Origin of the sequence: Halosolutus gelatinilyticus, from assembly GCF_023028105.1 — an archaeon.
GTDB classification, from domain to species: Archaea; Halobacteriota; Halobacteria; order Halobacteriales; family Natrialbaceae; genus Halosolutus; species Halosolutus gelatinilyticus.
This window is the reverse complement of sequence record NZ_CP095491.1, coordinates 97,765-118,506: the sequence shown is the minus strand read 5'-3', so window position 1 is coordinate 118,506 and position 20,742 is coordinate 97,765. Positions and strand designations below refer to the sequence as shown.

Below are 20,742 nucleotides of genomic sequence, written 5' to 3'. Positions count from 1 at the left end.
ACCGGTGAGCGTCTCGCGGGAAGGAAACTCAGCCGCTACCTGTCATATAGATGGCAAGACACGCGGTGTCGTCCCTCGCCCGCGCTGGGTTCATCGCGTTCACACGGGCTCTCGAGCCGTTCGCGCAGCAGTTCCGACGCCGCGTCCCAGTCGCCGGCGACGACGCGTTCGCAAGCTTGCCTGACAATGTCGCCGACCTCGCCCGTCGGCCGCTCCTCGAACTCCCGATCGAGCAGGCGCTCGACGGTGTCCGTCGATGTTCCGCCGTCGGGAGTCGCGACGGCCGTTGCTTCGTCCGTGTCGGACGCGGCCTTGCGGACCACGGCCACCTGGAGGTCGCGGTTCTCGACGCGCTCGCGGAAGTCCATCGCCGCCCGGTAGCTCTCCTGGTCGGTCTCTAAGTCGGCGGGCGGGATGACTTTCGGACATCGGGTCCGGAAGCTACATCCCGAGGGTGGATCGATCGGACTGGGGACGTCTCCTTTAAGGATGATTCGTCCGTCGGTCTCCGCAAGCGGGTCCGGCTGTGGGATCGACGACAGCAGCGCCTGCGTGTAGGGGTGTTGTGGGTTCTCGAACAGGTCGGCCGTCGGCGCCGTCTCGACGATCTCTCCGAGGTACATGACCGCGACGCGGTCGCAGATGTGGCGGACGACGCTCAGATCGTGTGCGATAAACAGATACGTCAGTCCGAACTCCTCCTGGAGGTCCTCCAGGAGGTTCAGGATCTGGGCCTGGACGGAGACGTCGAGCGCCGATACCGGTTCGTCCGCGACGATGAAGTCGGGATCGACCGCAAGCGCCCGAGCGATGCCGACGCGCTGTCGCTGGCCGCCGGACAGTTCGTGGGGATAGCGATCGATCTGGTCCCGCGAGAGCCCGACGGCGTCGACGAGGTCGAAAACGCGTTCTCGCCGGATCCGATCGCGCGACCAGGCGACCGACACGGACACGTCGACCGACGCGTCCCGTTCCGCGACGGACGCCTCCAGCCCGGCCGGGACGTCGACTTCGACGGGGCGATCGCCACCCTCCGACTCCGGCCGACGCACCGTCACCGGAACGCGGGCGGTGTCGTCCTCCGCGCCGACGATCACGTCCACGTCGTCGTCGAGGTCGACGGTCACGTCGTGGCCGGTTTCGTTCACGACGTCGGCGACGGGCTCGACGCCCGGGTCGGACTCCGGCAGGCCGTGGACCGTCAGCGGTTCGCGTATCGTCTGTCCGATCGTCATCCGCGGATCCAGCGACGAGAGCGGGTCCTGGAAGATCATCTGGAGGTCCCGCCGGTTCTCGCGGAGGTCGTCGCCGTCGATCGCGGTCAGGTCGTCGCCGGAGAAGACGACGGTACCGTCGGTCGGCTCGAGTAACCTGAGGATCGTCCGCCCGGTCGTCGATTTCCCGCAACCGGACTCGCCGACGAGCCCCAGGGTCTCGCCTTCGTAGATGTCGAACGAGACGCCGTCGACGGCTTTGATCGTCTGGGATTCCGTCGTAAGCCACTTGTCGAGCAGATCGTCCGCCTTGGAGAAGTGCTTGCGGAGGCCGTCGACGCGCATCAGCGGCTCGCCGCTGAACGTCTTCGACTCGGCTGACACCTGCGACGCGTCGCTCCCGTACTCGCTCTCGTCGAACGAGTCGAGGACGCACTTGGCGGCGTGATCGATGTCGTCCGGCCCGTGTTGGCGGTACGGAATCTCTCCGGCGGTACACTCCGCCGACGCCCACGGACACCGCGGGGCGAAGTGACAGCCGTCGGGCATGTCGATGAGACCGGGGACGTTCCCCTCGATGGGGTAGAGACGATCGGAGTCGTCCCTGGGAATCGACTCCAGCAGGGCGTACGTGTACGGGTGGGACGGGTCGTGAAAGATCTCCTCGACCGGCCCCTCCTCGACGATCTCTCCGGCGTACATGACGGCGACGCGATCGCAGGTCTCCGCGACGACGCCGAGGTCGTGCGTGATGAACAGCACGGACATATCGAACTCCTCCTGTAACTCGTTGATGAGATCGAGGATCTGGGCCTGGATGGTGACGTCGAGCGCGGTCGTCGGCTCGTCGGCGATGAGCAACTGGGGCCGACACGCGAGCGCGATAGCGATGAGCACGCGCTGACGCATCCCCCCGGAGAACTCGTGGGGGTACTCGTCCAAGCGCGTCTCGGGTTCAGGGATACCGACCGCGTCGAGGATCTCGACGACGTCGTCGACCACCTCGTTCGAGATGTCCCTGCCCGGGAACGCCTCGCGGACCGCGTTGACCCACGAGTCCGCCCGCTTGCCGCCGTACCGGTGCAACTGGAGGCTCTCGGCGACCTGGTCGCCGACGGTCATCGCGGGGTTGAGCGAGGTCATCGGATCCTGGAAGATCATGCTCATCTCCCCGCCGCGGATGTCGCGCATCGCCGTTTCCGGCGCGTTCGCCAGATCGACGGCGCCGTCGGTGACGAACCGGTCGGCGCGCTCGGGATACTTCTCGGTCAGGCGATCGGCGAGGTCGGCGTCCCGGAGCAACAATTCGCCGTCGACCACTTCACCCGGATCGTCGACGAGTTGCATCGCGGAGAGCGCAGTGACGCTCTTTCCGGATCCGCTCTCGCCGACCAGGCCGACGGTTTCGCCCCGCTCGACAGTGAGGTCGATCCCGTCGACCGCCTTTACCACGCCACGTTCCGTCCGAAACTGCGTCCGAAGGTCGGAAATCGACAGAAGATCGGGCATTACCCAGTCAGGTGTGCTCACGAATAATAACGTTTCGTATGTCAAGATCCGGATGTGATCGACGGCCGGCGGCGCGCGGAACCGATCTCCGAGCGGAAGGATTTTTGTCGGTGGCTCCCCCGGCCGAGAGTATGGACGAGTTCGAGGACGCCGAGGCGGTCGAGACCGTCGCGAACCGCGTCACGCCCGCGTGGGATCGGGTCGTGGAGGACATGGAGGCGACCGCCGACGCGTATCGGGAGGACGGCTGGGATGCGATCGAGTGCCACCCCGGCGACGTCACCGCCGTCGGTGACGGGGACGTCCAGCGCGACGACGCCCGCACCGGCGTCGACGTCCTCGTTCCCGACGACGAGTTCGATCGAGCCGCCGCGGCCGTCGACGGGCCGGGCGAGTTCGACGAGGTCAACGTGTTCCGAGCCGAGGAGAACGGCATCGTCTTCTTCGTCGCCGCACTGGAGAACGGCGTCGCCGAAACCGTCATCCTCGTTCCGGGGTACTACGGCGTTCGGCGTTCCGGATCGTTCCTGGAGACGGTCGAACGCGAGGATGAACTCCGCCTGCACGTCCGGCCGCTCGACCAGCGCCGAGTGCTCACGTTCACACAGCGCGATCCAGGTCCGTTCATCCCGTCCCGCGGCTAAGCACCCGGGAAACGCGGGCCGCCGGCGACGTGTGCGAACTACCCGCCGAAGTAGTCCCCGGTGATGTGATCGAGCGGGTCACTCGCCCCCGGGACTTCGACAGCGCAATCGCGAACTCGCCGCCGTCCCTCGCATCGTCTCCGAGGTGGCCACCGACCGCCACCACCGATGTCGCATCCAGGGTCGTCAATACGATCGACGGGTCGACCGGTGCGGACCGCCGTCGGTTGGACTATGTTATCGTGGACAGAACAATTAAGTTCCGCAGCGGCTAATGATACGCCATGGCCGCTCACGGCCGGCCCGCCCTGCGGGACTTGTTCGACGAGTCGCCCACGCCGCACATCGCCCATCCCCCTCGCACTCATCACCGTGACTTCTACGTCGCCACCGACGGATCATTCCGCGAGTCTGGCGGCGGACTGGGCGCTGTGATCGAAACGCGCGACGGCACCCGCGTCGCTCGCGCCGCGATACCGGACGCGCCCCCGGATAACAACGTCGCCGAGTATCGGGCGCTCCACCTCGGCCTCGACGTACTCGCGGCGCGCGCACCGCGGGACGCGACCGTCGGCGTCCTCGTCGATCACGACGCACTCGCCAGCAACGTCAACAACACCGTCCTCGCGGCGACCCACCCGCGGGGAAAACCGCTGAAACCGATCTCCGTCCCGCCCGCGACGCAATACCACTGGCGCGGGATCCAGGCGCGGCTCAGCGGCTTCGACGAGGTCCGCGCCGCCCAGATCGACAGCGACCAGAACCCCGCCCATCCGCTGGCGAACGCGCCGACGCGGTACGAACACGTCAACCGTGAACCCGATCGGTGCGTCCTCCCCGAACCGCCCGAACCCACGCGGTCCGCGGAGTTTCCGCCGCCGTCGCGAGCCGATCGGAACGGCAGCGGTCGCGCGTCAGATTAGGACGACCTCTCCGTTTTCGTCGGTAACGATACGGTATGCGAGCAGAGATGCGTGTAGATCACGCGTTCTCGGCGCTCCGACCGCCGACCTCGCGAATCGTGGGAATCGAGCGAGCCAGGGACTATCGTAGCGTTCCTGTCGATACCTGCTGACCGCACACATCCGATCACGAGCTTCAATCGGAACCGCTAGCGTTATTTCATCGCTCCAGAGAGTCGTCGTCGATGAGTCTTCGCGTGGCCGTCGCCGCGCCGTTCGTCCAGAACGGCACCCGGCGCCTTCGGGAGAACGAGTTCGTCGTCGCGCTCTCGCTCGATCGAGACTGGTTCTCGCCCGACCAGTCACAGCGGCTGATCGACGTCGCCACCCGCGAGTCGTTACTCGAACGCGACGGCGGCGAACTCGTCCTCGGGTTCGACCCGTCCGACGTGACGGTTCCGGACGAGTTCGTTCCCGACGACGAGTTGCTTCGCGAGCGATCGGCCTTCGAGCGCGTGCTCGACGCGCTCGTCGCCGAGGGGATCGAGAAGCAGGCGGCCGTCGGCGCGATCAACCGGTTGCAGGGCGAACTGGGGCTGACGATCGAGGCCGCGGCGGTGGTCTACGCTCGCCGGCAGGGAATCGACGTGTCGGACCTCGCTCCGATCGCCCGATCGGCGCTGACCGAAGACGGTTAAGCCCCGGCGCGCGGAGCGATCGACATGGTCGACGAACGGATCACCGACGGTCGTCGGATCGCCGAACTGCTCGCGTCGGAACTCGAGGGCCGCGAGGACGGCGGCCTCGATCGGATCGCCGTGACAAACGCCGATCGCGACGTCGAACCGACGGCCGACGGGGAGCGGGCGTACGACGTCGCGCGAGCCGACGGGACGGCGAACGGAAACGAAGCACGCCTCGCTCGCGTGTTCGTCCACGACGATCGCGCTCGCGTCGAGTTCGACGACGGCCAAGACGCCGCCGTGGATGCGGCGGCGGACGCCGGACTGCGGGTCCGACCGAAAGCGACCAGCCCCCCGAAAACGCTGGTGTTCGTCGAAAGCGGCGCGGAAGTCAAGCGGGCGACGGACGCGTTCCAGGCGGTCATCGGCGCAGTAGTAGGTGACGACCAGGATCGCCGCTGACCTGCCGCTCACTCCGCGGTTCCCTCGTCCCTCCCGTCGATCGCCCCGACGAGCCGCGGCACCGCCGTCGCCACGTCGGATTGGTCGACGTGGGCGATCGCTCGCGGATCGGGGTCGGGGCCGTCCTCGAGCAGCACCTGGATCGCGTCCATGCCGGCGTTCGTCGCGCCGGAAACGTCGGCGTCGACCTCGTCGCCGACGTAGACCGCGTCCTCGGAGGCGACGCCCAGCTCGGCGGCGATCGCCCGGAACGCTCGCGGATCCGGCTTGCCGGCCGCGAGTTCGCCGGTGACGAGGGTGGCGTCGAAGGCGTCCTCCCAGCCGAGCGTCGACAGTTTGTCCCGCTGGGCGCGAACGGGGCCGTTGGTCAGCAGGCCGACGCGGTACGATTCGCGGAGGTCCGCGAGCATTCCCTCGACGCCCGGCAGCGGTTCGAGCGCCGCCGCGATCGCCTCCCGATACGCGGTCGCGAGCGCAGCCGGGTCGGCGTCGGCATCGCGGTCGGCCAGCAGTTCCGCGAAGATCGGTTCGCGGCTCTCTCCGGTGAGGTGGCGGCGGTGGGCGTCGAGATACTCCGCCCGGGTGAGCGCGGGCGCACCGACGGCGGCGACGGCTTCGGAGAGGAGGGTCGCCCGGTCCCGGGCCGGGACCGCAAGCGTGTAATCGAGATCGAAGACGACCGCCTGTGGCATAACCGCTAGAGGGGGCTCGAGGCGTTTGAAGCTACCCCTTCGGTCGAACCGCCGGCGATCGGGCGATCCTTCGCGCCGACGTCTCGGTAACTCGCCGGCCCGAGTCCCCTCGAAAACGTAACAGATCGTCGACTTCGCGTAGCCGATGTCGCGGCGCGTGCGATCAGTCGGCGAGGCCCTCGATCAGAAACTCCGCCGACGCGAGGTTCGTCGCCAGCGCCGTGTCGTGGACGTCGCAGATCCGCAGCAGCGCCGAAATGTCGGGCTCGTGGGGCTGGGCCCGCAGCGGATCGCGCAGGAAGACGATCCCGTCGAGTCTGTCTTCCGCGACTTCCGCGCCGATCTGGAGGTCGCCGCCGTGGGGTCCCGACTCCTTGCGTTCGATCTCGAGATCGGTGGCGTCCATCAGGCGCCCACCGGTCGTCCCGGTCGCGATCAACTCGTACTCGCGCAACTGCTCCTCGTGGGTCCGTGCGAACTCGATCAATTCCGGTTTCCGCTCGTCGTGGGCGATGAGCGCAACGCGCGTCATACCGAACGGTTGGCCCCCGCGAAAATAACGCTAGCCCACGGACCGCGGTCCGCGTCGGGCCAAGCTATTTCGACGTCGGTCGGGTAGACCGGACGCGATGGGCTTCGATCCCGACGCGGTCGAGACGATCGCGTTCGACTCCTACGGAACGCTCGTGGACGTCTCCGCCGTCGCCGACCCCCTCTCGGCGCACGTCGACGGGTACGATCCCGAACTCGTCGCGGCGCTCTGGCGAGAGCGATCGCTCGCGTACGCGATGGTCGGCAACGCGATCGGCGAGTACGACGCGTTCTACGAGATGAATCGCCGCGCGCTGCGATTCGTCCTCGAGACGATCGGCGCCGACGTCGAGGAGGACGAGCGGGAGGAGATCCTCTCGACGTACCACGACCTGCCGGTCTTCGACGACGTTCGCGACGGCCTCGAGCGCCTCAGCGAGCACGGCTACGACTGCTACGTCGTCTCGAACGGCAACGAAGAGATGCTCGAGTCGATGGTCGAGAACGCCGACCTCGGCGACCTGCTCGCGGGGACGATCAGCGCCGACGAGATCGAGCAGTTCAAACCCCAGTCCGCGCTCTACCGCCACGCCGCCGACGAGATCGGCATGCCGATCGAGCGGATCGCCTTCGTCGCCGCGGGTTGGTGGGACGTGCCGGGCGCGATCGACGCCGGCATGCAGGGCGTCTGGATCGATCGGCAGGACGCGCTCTGGGGCCCCTACGAGCTCGAGCCGGATCTGACGATCGAGCGCGTCGGCGAGCTGGCGGACGAACTCGAGGGGAGCTGAACCCCGGCGCGCCGGTTCGTCCGCCTGACTGCGATCGCGTCCGCCGATCGGTACGGGGCGCGAGCCGACCGGTAGTCCGCCAGTACTAATAGGGGATCGACGTCAACCGGCGTGCGAGCACCGGCGGGCGACGCCGGACCCGCGATCGAACCGCCGTCACCACTGGATATGGACAGAGACCTCGGATTCACCCGCGCGGTACGAGACGCGCTTCCGGAATGGACCGTCCCGGTCTTCGACGCGGTGGCGCTCCTCGGAGACGAGTTCGTCCTCGCGTTCGTCTTGGTCGCGATCGCTGCGATCGACGCGTACCGATCCGTAAAGCGGGGCGACGAGCGCCCGATCTCGAACGAGATCGGATTCGTTCTGGCCGTCGTCCTCGGCGGTCTGGCGCTCACGCTCGTCCTGAAGACGTCGTTCGGGTTCTCGCGACCGCCCGAGTCGTTGCAGGCGATTCCGCGCGACGGCCACGGCTTCCCGAGCGGCCACACGATGGCCGCGACGGTTTGCTGGGGCGCCTTGGCGCTGTGGGGGACCGCATTCGGCCGGCGAGAGCGGCTCCTGGGCGCGTCGCTCGCGATCGGACTCGTCGCCGCGTCGCGGCTCGTACTCGGCGTCCACTACGTCGTCGACGTCCTCGCGGCGATCGGCTTCGGCGCGGGCTACCTGCTCGTCGTCGGACGGGGACTCGACGGCGATCCCGACGCGGCGTTTGCGATCGCCGCCGTCCTGGGAATCCTCGCGGCGATCATCACCGGCGGAACCGCGGAGGGGATCCTGGCGACGGTCGGCTGCGTCGGCGGGGCGGCGTGTTGGTGGGCCCTCAACCGTCCCGCGGCCCGAAAACTGTGGGTGACGGTCGTTAACTGATGGCTTTCACGACTCCCGTCGCGGACTTCCGTCGTCGTCACCGCCGCCCGCACGAGGTAGTGGTGGAGACGTCGCACTGAGAACGGTGACCGGTAATTCCTCGCGGCGTCCGCGAGCGACGGCCACTTGGTGCCGGCGTGGTCCACCGATTCGGATCGAGTTTGCGTTCCGACGAGCGGACAGTCGGAACCGTTTTTTCCCTCGACTCGCACGGTCCGATCGATGACTGGGCTCAGCGGCCACCATGTCGGACTCACCGTCACCGACCTCGACGAGACCCTCGCGTTCTACCGGGACGTCCTCGGACTCGAGGTCGTCGCCGCGTTCGGCGTCGACGGCGACGCGTTCGCCGACGCCGTCAGCGTCGACGGCGCCAGCGCGCGGTTCGCTCACCTCGACGCCGATGGAATCAGGCTGGAACTCGTCGAATACGACCCCGAAGCCGAGGCTGCGGGGAGTCCCGAACTCAACCGACCAGGGACGGCACACGTCGGCCTCGCCGTCGACGATCTCGACGCGTTCTACGAGGCCCTCCCCGACGACGTTCCGACGATCAGCGAGCCGCGAACGACCGCGACCGGCACCACCATCCTCTTTCTGCGAGACCCCGAGGACAACCTCGTCGAGATTCTCGACGCCTAACCCCGGTCACTGATGCGAGAACGTCGATCGAACCCGTTCGACGTCGTTCTCGCACTCGGAACAGACGTCCTTCTCCGCGGCGATGTAGACGACCCGGCAGGTCGAACAGTGAAAGAGATTCCCGATCGAGTCGTCCGCCGCTCCCTTTCGCGCCGCAGATTCGCCGCCCGCGTCGGCCTTCGATTCCGGCGCCGCGCCCGTCGCGTCGGTCCGCAGCGACGATCGGACGCGGTCGCGGAGTCGGCCGAGTCGAGAGCGGGAGTCCATCGTCTGACGAAGATCCATACCGAGGGGTTAGCCGATGGCCGCAAAGTAGATACCGTCAAAAGAATTTGGCCCGCGCGTGTGATTCTCGCACAAAAACGGGCGACGCGAAGCCGGTGTCAGATCCCGGTCTCGAATCGCGTCGATCGTGCTCGACGGGACGGCTACCGCGTCGATTCGGGAGGCGGTACCGAGCGATCTCGGCCCTCCGGCCGACGCCTGTCACACCGCCTGAAGCGGGTTCCGCGTCGATCGCGCGGCTGGCGTTCGACTGCACCGTGCGATCGAACGCGTAACGACCCCCAGCGGCGACGATAGCAACCTTTTCCACGGTCGGGCGGCCACTCGCCTCCATGAACTTCTTCGATCGACTGCACGACCGCATTCGAACGGTCGACAGCGTGGTGAGCGTCGGCCTCGATCCGGATCCGTCGCGCATCCCCGAGCACCTCCGGGAGTACGACCTTCCGCGCTGGGCGTTCAACCGCCGGATCATCGACGCGACGCACGAACACGCCGCCGTCTACAAGCCCAACGCCGCCTTCTACGAGGACCCCGACGGCTGGCGGGCACTCGAGGAGACGATCGCGTACGCGCACGGAAAGGGCGTTCCCGTCCTGCTCGACGCCAAGCGGGCGGACATCGGGAACACCACCCGCCAGTACGCACGGGCGCTCGAACGGGTCGACGCGATCACCGTCAATCCGTACATGGGCCGGGACTCCCTCCAGCCCTTCCTGGCGGACGAGGAGTCGGGCGTGTTCGTCCTCTGTCGGACCTCGAATCCCGGCGGCGCCGATCTGCAGGGCCTCGAACTCTCGAGCGGCGAGCGGGTCTACGAACGGGTGGCCGCGCTCGCGGATCTCTGGAACGAAAACGACAACGTCGGACTCGTCGTCGGCGCGACCCAACCCGAGGAACTGGAGGCGTTGCGCGAGCAGGTGCCCGACCTTCCCTTCCTCGTCCCCGGCGTCGGCGCGCAGGGCGGCGACGCCGAAGCCGCGATCGAGTACGGCCTCGCCGACGGCGTCGGACTGGTCAACTCCTCGCGCGGGATCATCTTCGCGGGCGAGAATAGCGAGGCGAAAGGCGCCTCGGGCAGTCGAGCGGGGGGGCCGCGAGACCAGGGCGAAGAGTTCGCGAAAGCGAGCGGGCAGGCGGCCAAACGCCTGAAAGCACGGTTGAACCGGTATCGCGACTAGTCCGGTCGATCAGGATCGACGACGCGCCCGGCGAGCCGATCATCGACGACGCGGCCGAGGATCTCGACCATTACGGGGTCCGTCGGCGGTCGGTCGTCGAGTCGCTCCAGTCCCTCGACGACGGCGATATCCATCGGGCTGGCTGCGTTCGGGTGTTCGGCCACGAGCGTCCCGTCTCGTTCCTCGATGGAGAGACGGTGCGTCTCGCCGATGGCCAGCACGTCACCGAGCAGGTCGCGGATCGAAGTCATTCGATCGCGGCTCAGAACCGGTGGACGTCCACGTCCTCGTGTTCGCTCGGACGCGCCTGTGCGGCGCAGTCGGCGCAGAGTCCCATCTCCCGGTCGTAGTGGACCTCGCAGGCGAGCGTCCCGCAGTTCTGACACCGCTCCTGTGCTTGTCGGGCCTCGCAGATCTGACAGAGTCCGCTGACGCTCATGCTCGTCCGTACGGACTCGAGCGGCTTGAAAGCGGGCCCGGCAACGTCGGCCGGTGACCGCCGTCGGCCGAACCGACCGTCGATCGGTGGTCGAAACCGGTCGAACCGGGTCGGTGACCGCCGAGACGCCGACCACCGCCGATCGGGCTCGAATTCCTCGTCCGGTCGCTCAGGTGGCCTACCATGCGCTATATTGCCAATCCACGGGAAGGCTTTTGCCATGTGAGGCACTACCGGGGTACATGAGCCGTGACCGGGCCCTCCTCGAGCGGGCCCTGGAACGTGGCGAACAGGACGGTGGCAACGTCGAGTTCAAGGAACGCCTTCTACGGGACATACACCTCGAGGGTGGACGTCGGGAGAGTCTGGCAGCGCAGTTACGACACCGCCTCCTCTCCGGCGATGGCGAGGCGACGTACGTCCTCGGCGTGACGGACGACGGCGGACTCGCCGGCGTGGACCCGGACACGTTCTCCGAGACGATGGACGTCCTCTCGCTGCTCGCGGAGGAAGCCGACGCCCACATCGACGACGTCCAGACCTGGGGCATCGGCGACGGACTGGTCGGGCTCGCCTCGATCCGCGACGGCGCGGTCCTCGAGACCGACGACGAGCACGTCGTCATCGGTACGGCGGGCCACGTCGACCACGGAAAGAGCACGCTCGTCGGCTCGCTCGTCACCGGCAAACCCGACGACGGCGACGGCGCGACGCGCGCGTACCTCGACGTCCAGCCCCACGAGGTCGAGCGCGGCCTCTCGGCGGACCTCTCCTACGCCGTCTACGGCTTCGACGACGACGGCCCCGTTCGCGTGCGGAACCCGAACCGGAAGAGCGATCGCGCCGAGGTCGTCGAGGAGGCCGATCGACTCGTCTCGTTCGTCGACACCGTCGGCCACGAGCCGTGGCTCCGGACCACCATCCGCGGCCTCGTCGGCCAGAAACTCGACTACGGCCTGCTGGTCGTCGCCGCCGACGACGGCCCGACGCGGACGACCCGCGAACACCTCGGCGTGTTGCTCGCGACCGATCTCCCGACGATCGTCGCGATCACGAAAACCGACGCCGTCGACGACGAGCGCGTCGAGGAGGTCGAACGCGAGGTCGAACGCGTCCTGCGCGACGTCGACAAGTCGCCGCTGCGGATCGCCCGCCACGGCGTCGACGCCGCCGTCGAGGAGATCAGCGAGCGCGTCGTCCCGATCGTCGAAACCAGCGCGCTCACGATGAATGGCCTCGACGCGCTGGACGAGCTGTTCGATCGCCTCCCCAAGACCTCCCAGGACACCGGCGAGTTCCGGATGTACGTCGATCGGAGCTACTCCGTCACCGGCGTCGGCGCGGTCGCCTCCGGCACCGTCATGGCCGGCGAGGTCGAGGCGGGCGACGAACTCCTTATCGGACCGATGCCCGACGGCCGCTTCCAGGACGTCGAGGTCCGCTCGATCGAGATGCACTACCACCAGGTCGACAAGGCGCGCGCGGGCCGGATCGTCGGCATCGCGCTCAAGGGGATCAAGGAGAGCGCGATCGAGCGCGGGATGGTGTTGCTCCCCGGCGACGCCGACCCCGATCCAGTCCGGGAGTTCGAAGCCGAGGTGATGGTGCTCAACCACCCCACCCGGATCGGCGACGGCTACGAACCCGTCGTCCACCTGGAGACGATCGGCGAGGCCGCGGCCTTCTACCCCGAAGACGGGCGCCTGCTGCCCGGCGACACTGGGGAGACTACCGTCCGGTTCAAGTTTCGCCCGTACCTCGTCGAGGAGGGCCAGAAGTTCGTCTTCCGCGAGGGCCGCAGCAAGGGCGTCGGGACCGTGACCGACGTCACGCCGAGTCGGTGAGGAATCACTCCCCGCCTCGACTCGTCTTCCCTTCCGTCTCCACCGTCCTCCGCCACGTTTTACCAGCTAGGAATCTGCTACGTTGATATCGTCCACCGCTGGCGATCGCGCGGTCGATCCACCGTGCGCCTCTCGTCGGCGGCTAGAAAGTCGCCGATCGGCTGTCGGAGGACTCACTACGGCGGCGTCGCGAGGTCGGCGATCGAGCCAAGCGTGTGATCCGGCGCTGGATCCGGCGTTTCGGGGCAGTCGTCACCGAACGGAACCCAGATCGATCGTAGCCCTGCAGCCCGCGCACCGGCCACGTCGGAGGACAACGAGTTTCCGACGTGGGCCGCCCGATCGGGCGCCGATCCGAGCGCGTCGAGCGCGACCTCGAACGGTTCGGATGCCGGCTTCGCCGCCGCGTCGTACCCCGCGTAGACCACCGCGTCGAACGAGTCGCTCAGCCCGATCGCGGCGAGTTTCTCCCGCTGCATCTCGGGCGCGCCGTTAGTGACGAGTCCGAGACGATGCCGATCGCCGAGGGTCTCGACGACCTCGCGCGCGCCGGGGAGGAGATCGACGGCGTTCTGGTCGCGGACCGCGCTGTACTCGTCGGCGACGGCCAGCCCCGTTTCGCGATCTGCGCCGGCGGCGACGGCCAGATCCGCGAAACACCGGCGACGGAGGTCGTCGACGTGCGCGCTCTCGTCGAGGTAGTCCCGGTATCGCGCGTGGTAGTCGTCGACAGTCCACAGGCGCACGACGCCGACGCGCTCGAACGCTTGCGAGAGAACGTCCGCGCTCGACTGGGTGTACGTACAGAGGGTGTCGTCCAAATCGAAACAGACCGCGTCGACGTCCACAGTCACGTCACGAGATACGAGGAGCGGAGCTAAAACCTGTCGGCTCGCGATCGATTCGATCCAGTGACCGACCCGCGCGGATCGCCGCCGGGTCGATCGCCGCCCCGATTCGGCTCGCGACGGCGGCCGTCACAGCCCGAACGAGTCGGCGACTAGATCCTCGTCCGTCTCGCCGTGGACGTACGTCGGCCCGCCCAGCACGTCGATCGTCACCTCCGCGGGCGCGAACAGGTCGGCGGGGACCTCCTCGAACTCCCAGTCGAGATCGGCGAAGAGGTCGGCGAACGGCTCGCCGTGTTCGTCGGCGACCGTCGAGGGGACGTCGTCGAAGAACTCCGCGTCCTCGCGGACGGTCAGGTGTGCGGTCCCGCCGTAGGCGATCGCGTCGTTCGTGCGGGCGATCGCCGTCCGCTCGTCGTCGGCGACGGGAGGAACGGGGGCGCGACCCGTCGCGGAAACGACATCGAGCGGGTCGTAACCGAGTTCGGACAGCCGGAACGTGGCGAGTTCGGCCGCGCGAGCGGCGTTCGTGATCGAGCCCGCGAGGCTCGCGGTCCGGTAAGCGAGCAGGAAGACGCCGCTCGTCCCCACCTCGGCGAGCTCGGCGACCTGCTCGGCGGCGGACTCGGGCGGGAGGTCGTCCGTCTCGACGGCGAGCGCGGTGAGGTCGAAGACGTCGGTGTAGCCGATCCGCCGGAACTCCGATTCCTCGGCGACCAGCGCGCGGGCCGGCCCACTTCCCAGCCCCTCGAAGTCCTCGGTCGCGAGCTCCCAGCCCGCCTTCTGGGAGCACAGCAGCGACAGCGCCGGCTGGTCGCTGGTCAGTTCGACGTACGGGAGCGGAACGCCGTCGAGTTCGTCGAGCTCGTAACTCGGCGTCGCCAGCCCGGCCGTCTGGATCTCGGTGAGCAGGAGCGCCGCCTCGACGCCGCCGTCGAACTCCACCCCGAAGTCGAGGACGGTCGCGTCGTTTTCGAGGTCGTACCCCCCGACGTTCAACTCCTCGGCGTAATCGAGGGCTTCGTCGACCAGCTCGATCGCCATCCGATTGAGACTCTCCATACACCTCCTTCTGTCTCCGCGGTAAAACAGTTTGTCAGATCCGCCGTGGGAGTCCGCGACGACGGGGCGCGCGATCGAGACCGGGAATCGCTACGGTGTGACCTCGTACCCCGCGTCTTCGATCGCGCTCTCGATCGTCCCGACGTCGATCGACTCGTCGTGTTCGACGCGCACCTCGTCGGCTTCGTGATTCGCCGTCGCTGACGAGATCCCGGCGAGGGTTTCGAGCGTCTCGGTGACGTTCCGTTCGCAGCCGTCGCAGGCCATCCCGGCGACCTCGAGGGTCGTCTGTTCCATGGGCGGGCTACTCGCCGGGCCGAATTGAGCGTTCCGCTCCGATACGCCGTTCGGTTTTCGCGGTCGGCCGCCGTTCGACCTCACTCGGGTCGACTCGTCGGCTGCCGACCGAGTTCCTCGGCGACGGCGTCGACCTTCTCCCGGGCGGAAGTCTCCCGCGTCCGCTTGTCGTCGATCTTGAGGACGGTGCTCACCCGGTCGCCGTCGACCGCGTCGTGGGCGGCCTGCGCGGCCGCGAACAGTTCGTCCGTACTCTCGGCCTCGATCACGGTTCCCATCGGGTTCGTCTCGTACTCGACGTCGTACTCGTCGAGCGCCGCGACAGCCTTGGCGACCTCGCCCGCCATGCTGCCTTCGATCACCGGTGCCACGCTCAACAGTGCAATGACCGTCATGTCCGACCGTGACGATCGCAGGGGACCTAAATCCGCACCCTGTCGGCGGCGACGAGATGGCGGTGGACGAGTCGAAGGCCCGACGGTCGCTGCCGGCTGGCGGGCGACCTCGTGCATACGGCCGCCCTCGGTCTCGTAGTAAGTGAAGTGGACCGTAACAGTTCCGGCCGGCCGTCGCGAGCGCCGTTCCGCCGACGATACCCGTCGCAACCACGTTAGAGATCGCAAATTGTATTCAACGGTATCTGTGTTTAAAACGAGTTGGAGGCCGCCGAAGCGCGGACGCCACCGCGATCGGACCGGAAACTCAGCAGCGGCCGGGTGCGGAGTTACTGCGGGGACGCGGCCGGCGGGTAGATGATCACGTCACCGTTCGCGTACACGTACACCTCGTGATCGAGCGCGGTGAACGCGACGTGACCGCCGGTCCGCTCGGATCCGTCCATTTTCTTGCTAAAGATCCGCTCGAGAGCGTCCGGGTCGACGCTGTCGTAGAGCGAGAACTCTCCCTGCGAGACGTCTGTGTCTACGATGGACGCGAGCGCGTGAACGATCGTCGCAGTGATCGTCGCACTGCCGTCGTTGTCGTAGTGGAAGACGTACCGATCGTTGGCCTGGTCGTACCGAAATTCGTTCGTCTCGTCTGGGGGTGTTGTTTTCGGTTGCATGGGCGGCACTCGGTCGTTCAATCGTCCATTGAATAGTAGCTAGCTACGGTATAAAAGCTAATCGTCCCAACAATAAGTTGCCACGTGTGATAAAATCTCTCGTTTGAGTGTCGGGGATATCGAACGGTATCGATTGTCGATCTGCGCGCCGAATCGCCGGTCGATAGTCCGAACACGGAAGACGACCGGACAGTCACCCCGACATCGAGTACGCGGCACCATTAAACCCATACTGTGCGTAATGGTCGCATATGAGGCTCCGATCGTCTCGAGCTTCGGAAAGACACGTGGAGGTGACGTTCGATATCTCGGCCCTAGTGGGGCTGCGGGGGAACGATGTTTTCTGACGATATCGATCAAGTGGACACCATCGATCTCCTTCGGGAGACGTGGTACCGCATGGAGTACGCGCTCGAAGTCACGGACGCGGTGATCTGGGACTGGGATCACCGGACGAATACCGTGACGTTTTATCCCTCAGCGCTGGGAATCTACGGTCGAGTCGTCGAAACGACCGACGAATTTCTCGATATCGTACATCCCGACGACGAAGAGCGAGTGGAAGCGGTGTTCGAGTCGATGGGATCCGAGTTCGGCTCGACCACGGCCGAATTTCGTATCCGCAAATACGGAGAAATCCGCTGGATCGAAGCCAGAGGGCGCGTCGAGGAGGCCGACGATGGCGCGCCGGTTCGATCGGTCGGCGTCGCGCGAGATGTCACCGAGAAGAAACGACAGGAGCTGGAACTCCAGGAAAAGACGGAGCGCCTGGAGGAGTTTGCCAGCGTTCTCAGCCACGACCTTCGCAATCCGCTCACCGTCGCGAAGGGGTATCTCGAACTCGCTCAGATGGACTGCGAGAGCGAGCACTTCGAACACGTCGCTCAGGCCCACGATCGAATGGAGGCGCTGATAGAGGATCTCCTGACGCTGGCACGAGAAGGGGCGGACTGCATTACGCTCGCGGACGTCTCGCTCGCCGAGACCGCCGCACAGGCCTGGGAAACGGTCGATACGGCCGCCGCCTCGCTTCGTGTCGAGACGGACGCCGTTATCCGAGCCGACCGCAATCGGCTCCAACAGCTCCTCGAGAACCTCATTCGAAACGCGGTCGAACACGGGGGTGTGGACGTGACGGTACGGATCGGCGACCTCGACGACGCAACCGGCTTCTACGTCGAGGACGACGGCCGCGGCATTCCCGAAGCGGAGCACGAGCAGGTCTTCGAGGGCGGCTACTCGACGTCTCACGAGGGGACCGGGTTCGGACTGGCGATCGTCGAGGGGATCGCGGTGAGTCACGGCTGGAGCGTAGCGATTGCGGACAGTGACGCCGGCGGCGTTCGGGTCGAAGTTACCGGCGTCGAGAGCAACGAGTGATACCGAACACGATTACTCACATTGCTGCGCAACGCTCGTGGGGATGAGGTTCGAAAAATGCGCTGGCTGGGATTTGAACCCAGGTTGTGACCATGGCAAGGTCACGTGATACCACTACACTACCAGCGCCCTGCTGCCTTGTTGCATTTTCATCTATCTCGGGGTGGATGTATAAGAGTTGCGAATCGTAGCGGGCGTGGGGGTGGGCGCCGTACCACATCTCCCCCGAGGGCGTCCGGGTTTCGGCTCCGTTCCGAGTCCGATCGACTCGTCGTAACGATCAATTTTATTTCTTACGTGCGTGCGCGCTAGGCCGGCACGTGAATCGTGATAACCCGTCGCTTCGAACGACCTTCGTTCGTTTCGCCCTGTATGCGTCGAATTCTCATCCGTCAGGGGTTCACAACCGGAATTGATTCCGCTACCCTTTTAAGACGCTGTCCGCAAGACATCGCTACAGTCTAGTGACGCGGCGCCGAAGCGTCACGGCATGACCGTCAGCGTACTCGTGCCGTCGTCGCTCACCCGGGAAGCCGAGGACAAACGCGAGGCCACTCGCAAACTCGGCTACGTCGCCCGCGCGGCGACGATCTTCCGGGCCGATCGCCTGATCGTCTTCCCCGATCGGGAGGGCGAGACTGGGCGATACGACGGCGGGTTCGTAAGCACCGTGTTGCGGTACGCCGCAACGCCGCCGTACCTCCGAAACGAGGTGTGGGGGATGCGCGACGAACTGGAGTACGCGGGCATCCTGCCGCCGCTCCGCGCGGCGTCACAGACCGGCTCCGAATCGAACGGTTCGGGGTCGTCAAGACAAGGGATCGTGACCGAGGTCGGACCTGAAGGGCGCGTCCGGGTCAATTGCGGCTTGCAACACCCGATCTCCCTCAACGTACCGCCGAAAATGGCGGTCGAGGAGGGGGAGCGCGTGACCGTCAGGATCTCTTCGCGACGACCGGTCCGGGCGAAGCTCGTCGACGAGCCCCTTCCGGGGCTTTCCGTCGAGCAGACGGACCTACGGGCAGCACTCGGCCGTGAGGACGCCGGCGTCCGTATCGCGTCGTCCCGCTACGGTGAGGAACTCACCGTCGGGCGACTCGAGACGCTGGCCGGACGGGTCGAACGGGACGGAATGACCGTCGCCTTCGGCTCGCCCGAGAGAGGGCTGCCGGACATCCTCGACATCGAGGCATCGGCCGTCGAACCGTCGTCCGATCGGGACGGCGAGGCGGGGACCGATGACGGAGTCGAACCCACTGCCGATCCGGGGTTCGACCTCTGGCTGAACACGGTTCCGAATCAGGGTAGCGAGGTCGTGCGAACGGAAGAAGCGCTGTTCGCCACCCTCGCAACCCTCTCACTGAGAGCGTGATAGAATGCCACAAAAAAACACACCACGCAAAGGCTCACTCGGGTTCGGCCCACGCAAGCGTGCGACCAGCGAGGTCCCGCGCTTTAACTCGTGGCCGGACGACGACGGACAGCCGACGCTCCAGGGTTTCGCGGGCTACAAGGCCGGCATGACCCACGTCGTTATGGTCGACGATCAAGCGAACTCGCCGACCGAGGGGATGGAACAGACCGTTCCCGTGACGATCGTGGAGACGCCGCCGATGCGCGCGGTTGCGCTGCGAGCGTACGAAGACACGCCGTACGGAAAGAAGCCGATCACCGAGGTCTGGACCGACGAGTTCGTTCCCGAACTCGATCGCGTCCTCGACCTGCCCGGTGACGACTACGACGCCGACGCCGCCGAAGACGAACTCCGCGGCCTCGTAGAAGAGGGACGCGTCGACGACGTGCGCGTCATCACGCACACGGTTCCCGCCGAGGTCCCCTCGGTGCCGAAGAAGAAACCGGACGTGATGGAGACGCGCGTCGGCGGCGGCTCCGTCGAGGAGCGCGTCGACTTCGCCCTCGAGCTGCTCGCCGAGGGCGGCGAACACGTCATGAACGACGTGTTCCGCGCCGGCGAGTACGTCGACGCCAGCGGCGTCACGAAAGGGAAAGGGACCCAGGGCCCCGTCAAGCGGTGGGGCGTCCAGAAGCGCAAGGGCAAACACGCCCGGCAGGGATGGCGCCGCCGCATCGGGAACCTCGGTCCCTGGAATCCGTCCCGCGTCCGGTCGACGGTCCCCCAGCAGGGTCAGACCGGCTACCACCAGCGGACGGAACTGAACAAGCGCCTCGTCGACATCGGCGACGGCGACGACGCGACGGTCGACGGCGGCTTCGTCAACTACGGCGAAGTCGACGGACCGCACGCGCTAATCAAGGGCTCGCTCCCCGGGCCGAACAAGCGCCTCGTGCGCTTCCGCCCGGCGATCCGACCCGGAGGACAGCCGCGCCTCGATCCCGAGGTGCGCTACGTCTCCACCGCATCCAACCAGGGATAACACATGGACGCAACAGTACGAGACCTGGACGGTTCGGACGCGGGGCAGATCGAGCTCCCGGCGGTCTTCGAGACCACCTACCGCCCGGACCTGATCGCCCGCGCCGTTCGAGCCGCGCAGGCAAACCGGAAACAGGACTACGGCGCCGACGAGTTCGCCGGCATGCGAACGCCGGCCGAGTCGTTCGGCAGCGGCCGGGGCATGGCCCACGTCCCCCGACAGGACGGACGCGGTCGCCGCGTCCCCCAGACTATCAAGGGGCGCAAGGCCCACCCGCCGAAAGCCGAGAAGGACTGGACCGAATCGATCAACACGAAAGAGAAGAAGTTGGCCGTCCGCAGCGCGATCGCCGCGACGACCGACGCCGACCTCGTCGCCGAGCGCGGTCACAAGTTCGACGACGACACGGAGTTGCCGCTGGTCGTCAGCGACGATTTCGAGAGTCTGGAGAAGACGAAGGAAGTCGTCGAGTTCCTCGAGGCCGCCGGCCTCGACGCGGACGTCGAACGCGCCGACGAGGGCCGCAGCATCCGATCGGGTCGCGGCAAGACCCGCGGACGCAAGTACAAACAGCCCAAGTCGGTCCTCTTCGTCACGTCGAGCGAGACCGGCCCGTCACGCGCGGCCCGGAACCTCGCCGGCGCGGACGTTGCGACGGCCGCGGAGGTCAACGCGGAGGACCTCGCGCCGGGCGCCCAGCCCGGTCGCCTGACCGTCTGGACCGAGAGCGCGCTCGAGGAGGTGGCCGACCGATGACCGGCATCATCGAACACCCGCTGGTCACGGAGAAGGCGATGAACGACATGGACTTCGAGAACAAGCTCCAGTTCATCGTCAACGCCGACGCCACCAAGCCCGAGATTCGGGACGAAGTCGAGGAGCGCTTCGACATCTCGGTCGACACTATCAACACCCAGATCACGATGAAGGGGAAGAAGAAAGCAACCGTCAAACTCTCCGAGGACGACGACGCACAGGAAGTCGCCTCGCGAATCGGGGTGTTCTGA

General features: G+C 66.8%; 25 protein-coding genes and 1 tRNA gene. 14 read left to right on the top strand and 12 right to left on the bottom strand.

The features are described from left to right. Positions 1 to 35: 35 nt before the first annotated feature. A complete protein-coding gene (locus tag MUH00_RS22945; protein WP_321576084.1) occupies positions 36 to 2,723 on the bottom strand; it encodes an ABC transporter ATP-binding protein in 2,688 nt (895 codons plus the stop codon). 131 nt (positions 2,724 to 2,854) lie between these two features. On the opposite strand from MUH00_RS22945, the gene MUH00_RS00645 reads away from it, so the two are divergent. From MUH00_RS00645 to MUH00_RS00630, 4 genes are all read left to right on the top strand, one after another. Next, positions 2,855 to 3,367: a DUF7529 family protein gene (locus MUH00_RS00645; RefSeq protein ID WP_247001658.1), complete on the top strand. Its 513-nt coding sequence runs from the start codon at positions 2,855 to 2,857 to the stop codon at positions 3,365 to 3,367. Between the two features lie 284 nt (positions 3,368 to 3,651). After that, positions 3,652 to 4,290, top strand: a complete 639-nt coding sequence (locus MUH00_RS00640; protein WP_247001656.1) for a ribonuclease H family protein — start codon at positions 3,652 to 3,654, stop codon at positions 4,288 to 4,290. Positions 4,291 to 4,514: 224 nt separating this feature from the next. Then, a complete protein-coding gene (locus tag MUH00_RS00635) occupies positions 4,515 to 4,967 on the top strand; it encodes a DUF2240 family protein (protein ID WP_247001654.1) in 453 nt (150 codons plus the stop codon). A 24-nt stretch (positions 4,968 to 4,991) separates the two neighbouring features. Continuing rightward, on the top strand, positions 4,992 to 5,414 hold the full coding sequence (locus MUH00_RS00630; RefSeq protein WP_247001652.1) for a DUF7993 family protein: 423 nt from the start codon (positions 4,992 to 4,994) through the stop codon (positions 5,412 to 5,414). 8 nt (positions 5,415 to 5,422) lie between these two features. Here the strand turns inward: MUH00_RS00630 and MUH00_RS00625 are convergent, their stop codons facing one another. Both MUH00_RS00625 and MUH00_RS00620 read right to left on the bottom strand, forming a co-directional pair. Continuing rightward, a complete protein-coding gene (locus MUH00_RS00625) occupies positions 5,423 to 6,106 on the bottom strand; it encodes an HAD family hydrolase (protein WP_247001651.1) in 684 nt (227 codons plus the stop codon). A gap of 163 nt (positions 6,107 to 6,269) precedes the next feature. Further along, positions 6,270 to 6,638, bottom strand: a complete 369-nt coding sequence (locus tag MUH00_RS00620; RefSeq protein WP_247001649.1) for a methylglyoxal synthase — start codon at positions 6,636 to 6,638, stop codon at positions 6,270 to 6,272. A 97-nt stretch (positions 6,639 to 6,735) separates the two neighbouring features. On the opposite strand from MUH00_RS00620, the gene MUH00_RS00615 reads away from it, so the two are divergent. The 3 genes from MUH00_RS00615 (at position 6,736) to MUH00_RS00605 (ending at position 8,940) form a co-directional block, all read left to right on the top strand. Continuing rightward, positions 6,736 to 7,428, top strand: a complete 693-nt coding sequence (locus MUH00_RS00615) for a haloacid dehalogenase type II (protein ID WP_247001647.1) — start codon at positions 6,736 to 6,738, stop codon at positions 7,426 to 7,428. A 168-nt stretch (positions 7,429 to 7,596) separates the two neighbouring features. After that, complete coding sequence (locus tag MUH00_RS00610) at positions 7,597 to 8,298, top strand: phosphatase PAP2 family protein (protein WP_247001645.1); 702 nt, start codon at positions 7,597 to 7,599, stop codon at positions 8,296 to 8,298. Between the two features lie 222 nt (positions 8,299 to 8,520). Continuing rightward, complete coding sequence (locus MUH00_RS00605) at positions 8,521 to 8,940, top strand: VOC family protein (RefSeq protein ID WP_247001643.1); 420 nt, start codon at positions 8,521 to 8,523, stop codon at positions 8,938 to 8,940. 6 nt (positions 8,941 to 8,946) lie between these two features. Here the strand turns inward: MUH00_RS00605 and MUH00_RS00600 are convergent, their stop codons facing one another. Next, positions 8,947 to 9,225, bottom strand: a complete 279-nt coding sequence (locus MUH00_RS00600) for a hypothetical protein (RefSeq protein WP_247001641.1) — start codon at positions 9,223 to 9,225, stop codon at positions 8,947 to 8,949. A 332-nt stretch (positions 9,226 to 9,557) separates the two neighbouring features. Between MUH00_RS00600 and pyrF the strand changes: the two genes are divergently transcribed. Then, positions 9,558 to 10,406 (top strand): orotidine-5'-phosphate decarboxylase, encoded by an 849-nt coding sequence (pyrF, locus tag MUH00_RS00595; RefSeq protein ID WP_247001639.1) that lies wholly within the window; start codon positions 9,558 to 9,560, stop codon positions 10,404 to 10,406. Here the strand turns inward: pyrF and MUH00_RS00590 are convergent. Next, on the bottom strand, positions 10,403 to 10,657 hold the full coding sequence (locus MUH00_RS00590; protein WP_247001637.1) for a hypothetical protein: 255 nt from the start codon (positions 10,655 to 10,657) through the stop codon (positions 10,403 to 10,405). The two genes, pyrF and MUH00_RS00590, sit on opposite strands and share 4 nt — an antisense overlap. Positions 10,658 to 10,668: 11 nt before the next feature. Beyond that, the gene (locus MUH00_RS00585) at positions 10,669 to 10,845 is read right to left on the bottom strand and encodes a hypothetical protein (protein ID WP_247001635.1); all 177 of its coding nucleotides are present in this window, start codon (positions 10,843 to 10,845) and stop codon (positions 10,669 to 10,671) included. 242 nt (positions 10,846 to 11,087) lie between these two features. Between MUH00_RS00585 and MUH00_RS00580 the strand changes: the two genes are divergently transcribed. Beyond that, positions 11,088 to 12,689, top strand: coding sequence for a GTPBP1 family GTP-binding protein (locus MUH00_RS00580; RefSeq protein WP_247001633.1), 1,602 nt, complete (start codon positions 11,088 to 11,090; stop codon positions 12,687 to 12,689). 176 nt (positions 12,690 to 12,865) lie between these two features. On the opposite strand, the gene MUH00_RS00575 is transcribed toward MUH00_RS00580, so the two are convergent. The 5 genes from MUH00_RS00575 to MUH00_RS00555 form a co-directional block, all read right to left on the bottom strand. After that, the gene (locus tag MUH00_RS00575) at positions 12,866 to 13,543 is read right to left on the bottom strand and encodes an HAD family hydrolase (RefSeq protein WP_247001631.1); all 678 of its coding nucleotides are present in this window, start codon (positions 13,541 to 13,543) and stop codon (positions 12,866 to 12,868) included. Positions 13,544 to 13,666: 123 nt separating this feature from the next. Next, positions 13,667 to 14,599, bottom strand: coding sequence for a methenyltetrahydromethanopterin cyclohydrolase (gene mch, locus MUH00_RS00570; RefSeq protein ID WP_247001630.1), 933 nt, complete (start codon positions 14,597 to 14,599; stop codon positions 13,667 to 13,669). A 90-nt stretch (positions 14,600 to 14,689) separates the two neighbouring features. Further along, positions 14,690 to 14,896 carry a heavy-metal-associated domain-containing protein gene (locus MUH00_RS00565; protein WP_247001628.1) on the bottom strand — a complete coding sequence of 69 codons (207 nt, stop codon included), beginning with the start codon at positions 14,894 to 14,896 and terminating at the stop codon, positions 14,690 to 14,692. An 80-nt stretch (positions 14,897 to 14,976) separates the two neighbouring features. Continuing rightward, complete coding sequence (locus MUH00_RS00560) at positions 14,977 to 15,291, bottom strand: MTH1187 family thiamine-binding protein (protein ID WP_247001626.1); 315 nt, start codon at positions 15,289 to 15,291, stop codon at positions 14,977 to 14,979. A 329-nt stretch (positions 15,292 to 15,620) separates the two neighbouring features. Next, positions 15,621 to 15,959: a HalOD1 output domain-containing protein gene (locus MUH00_RS00555; RefSeq protein ID WP_247001624.1), complete on the bottom strand. Its 339-nt coding sequence runs from the start codon at positions 15,957 to 15,959 to the stop codon at positions 15,621 to 15,623. A 336-nt stretch (positions 15,960 to 16,295) separates the two neighbouring features. On the opposite strand from MUH00_RS00555, the gene MUH00_RS00550 reads away from it, so the two are divergent. Then, positions 16,296 to 17,339, top strand: a complete 1,044-nt coding sequence (locus tag MUH00_RS00550; protein WP_247001622.1) for a sensor histidine kinase — start codon at positions 16,296 to 16,298, stop codon at positions 17,337 to 17,339. A 58-nt stretch (positions 17,340 to 17,397) separates the two neighbouring features. On the opposite strand, the gene MUH00_RS00545 is transcribed toward MUH00_RS00550, so the two are convergent. Continuing rightward, positions 17,398 to 17,468 (bottom strand) — tRNA-Gly (locus MUH00_RS00545). Between the two features lie 361 nt (positions 17,469 to 17,829). Here MUH00_RS00545 and MUH00_RS00540 point away from each other — a divergent pair. From MUH00_RS00540 to MUH00_RS00525, 4 genes are read left to right on the top strand one after another with little or no spacing between them, the layout of a single operon-like run. Continuing rightward, positions 17,830 to 18,711 carry an RNA methyltransferase gene (locus tag MUH00_RS00540; protein WP_247001620.1) on the top strand — a complete coding sequence of 294 codons (882 nt, stop codon included), beginning with the start codon at positions 17,830 to 17,832 and terminating at the stop codon, positions 18,709 to 18,711. Between the two features lie 4 nt (positions 18,712 to 18,715). After that, complete coding sequence (locus MUH00_RS00535; RefSeq protein ID WP_247001618.1) at positions 18,716 to 19,735, top strand: 50S ribosomal protein L3; 1,020 nt, start codon at positions 18,716 to 18,718, stop codon at positions 19,733 to 19,735. Positions 19,736 to 19,738: 3 nt separating this feature from the next. Beyond that, positions 19,739 to 20,491, top strand: a complete 753-nt coding sequence (gene rpl4p / locus MUH00_RS00530; protein ID WP_247001616.1) for a 50S ribosomal protein L4 — start codon at positions 19,739 to 19,741, stop codon at positions 20,489 to 20,491. Next, complete coding sequence (locus tag MUH00_RS00525; protein WP_247001614.1) at positions 20,488 to 20,742, top strand: 50S ribosomal protein L23; 255 nt, start codon at positions 20,488 to 20,490, stop codon at positions 20,740 to 20,742. The genes rpl4p and MUH00_RS00525 overlap by 4 nt, the downstream gene beginning before the upstream one ends.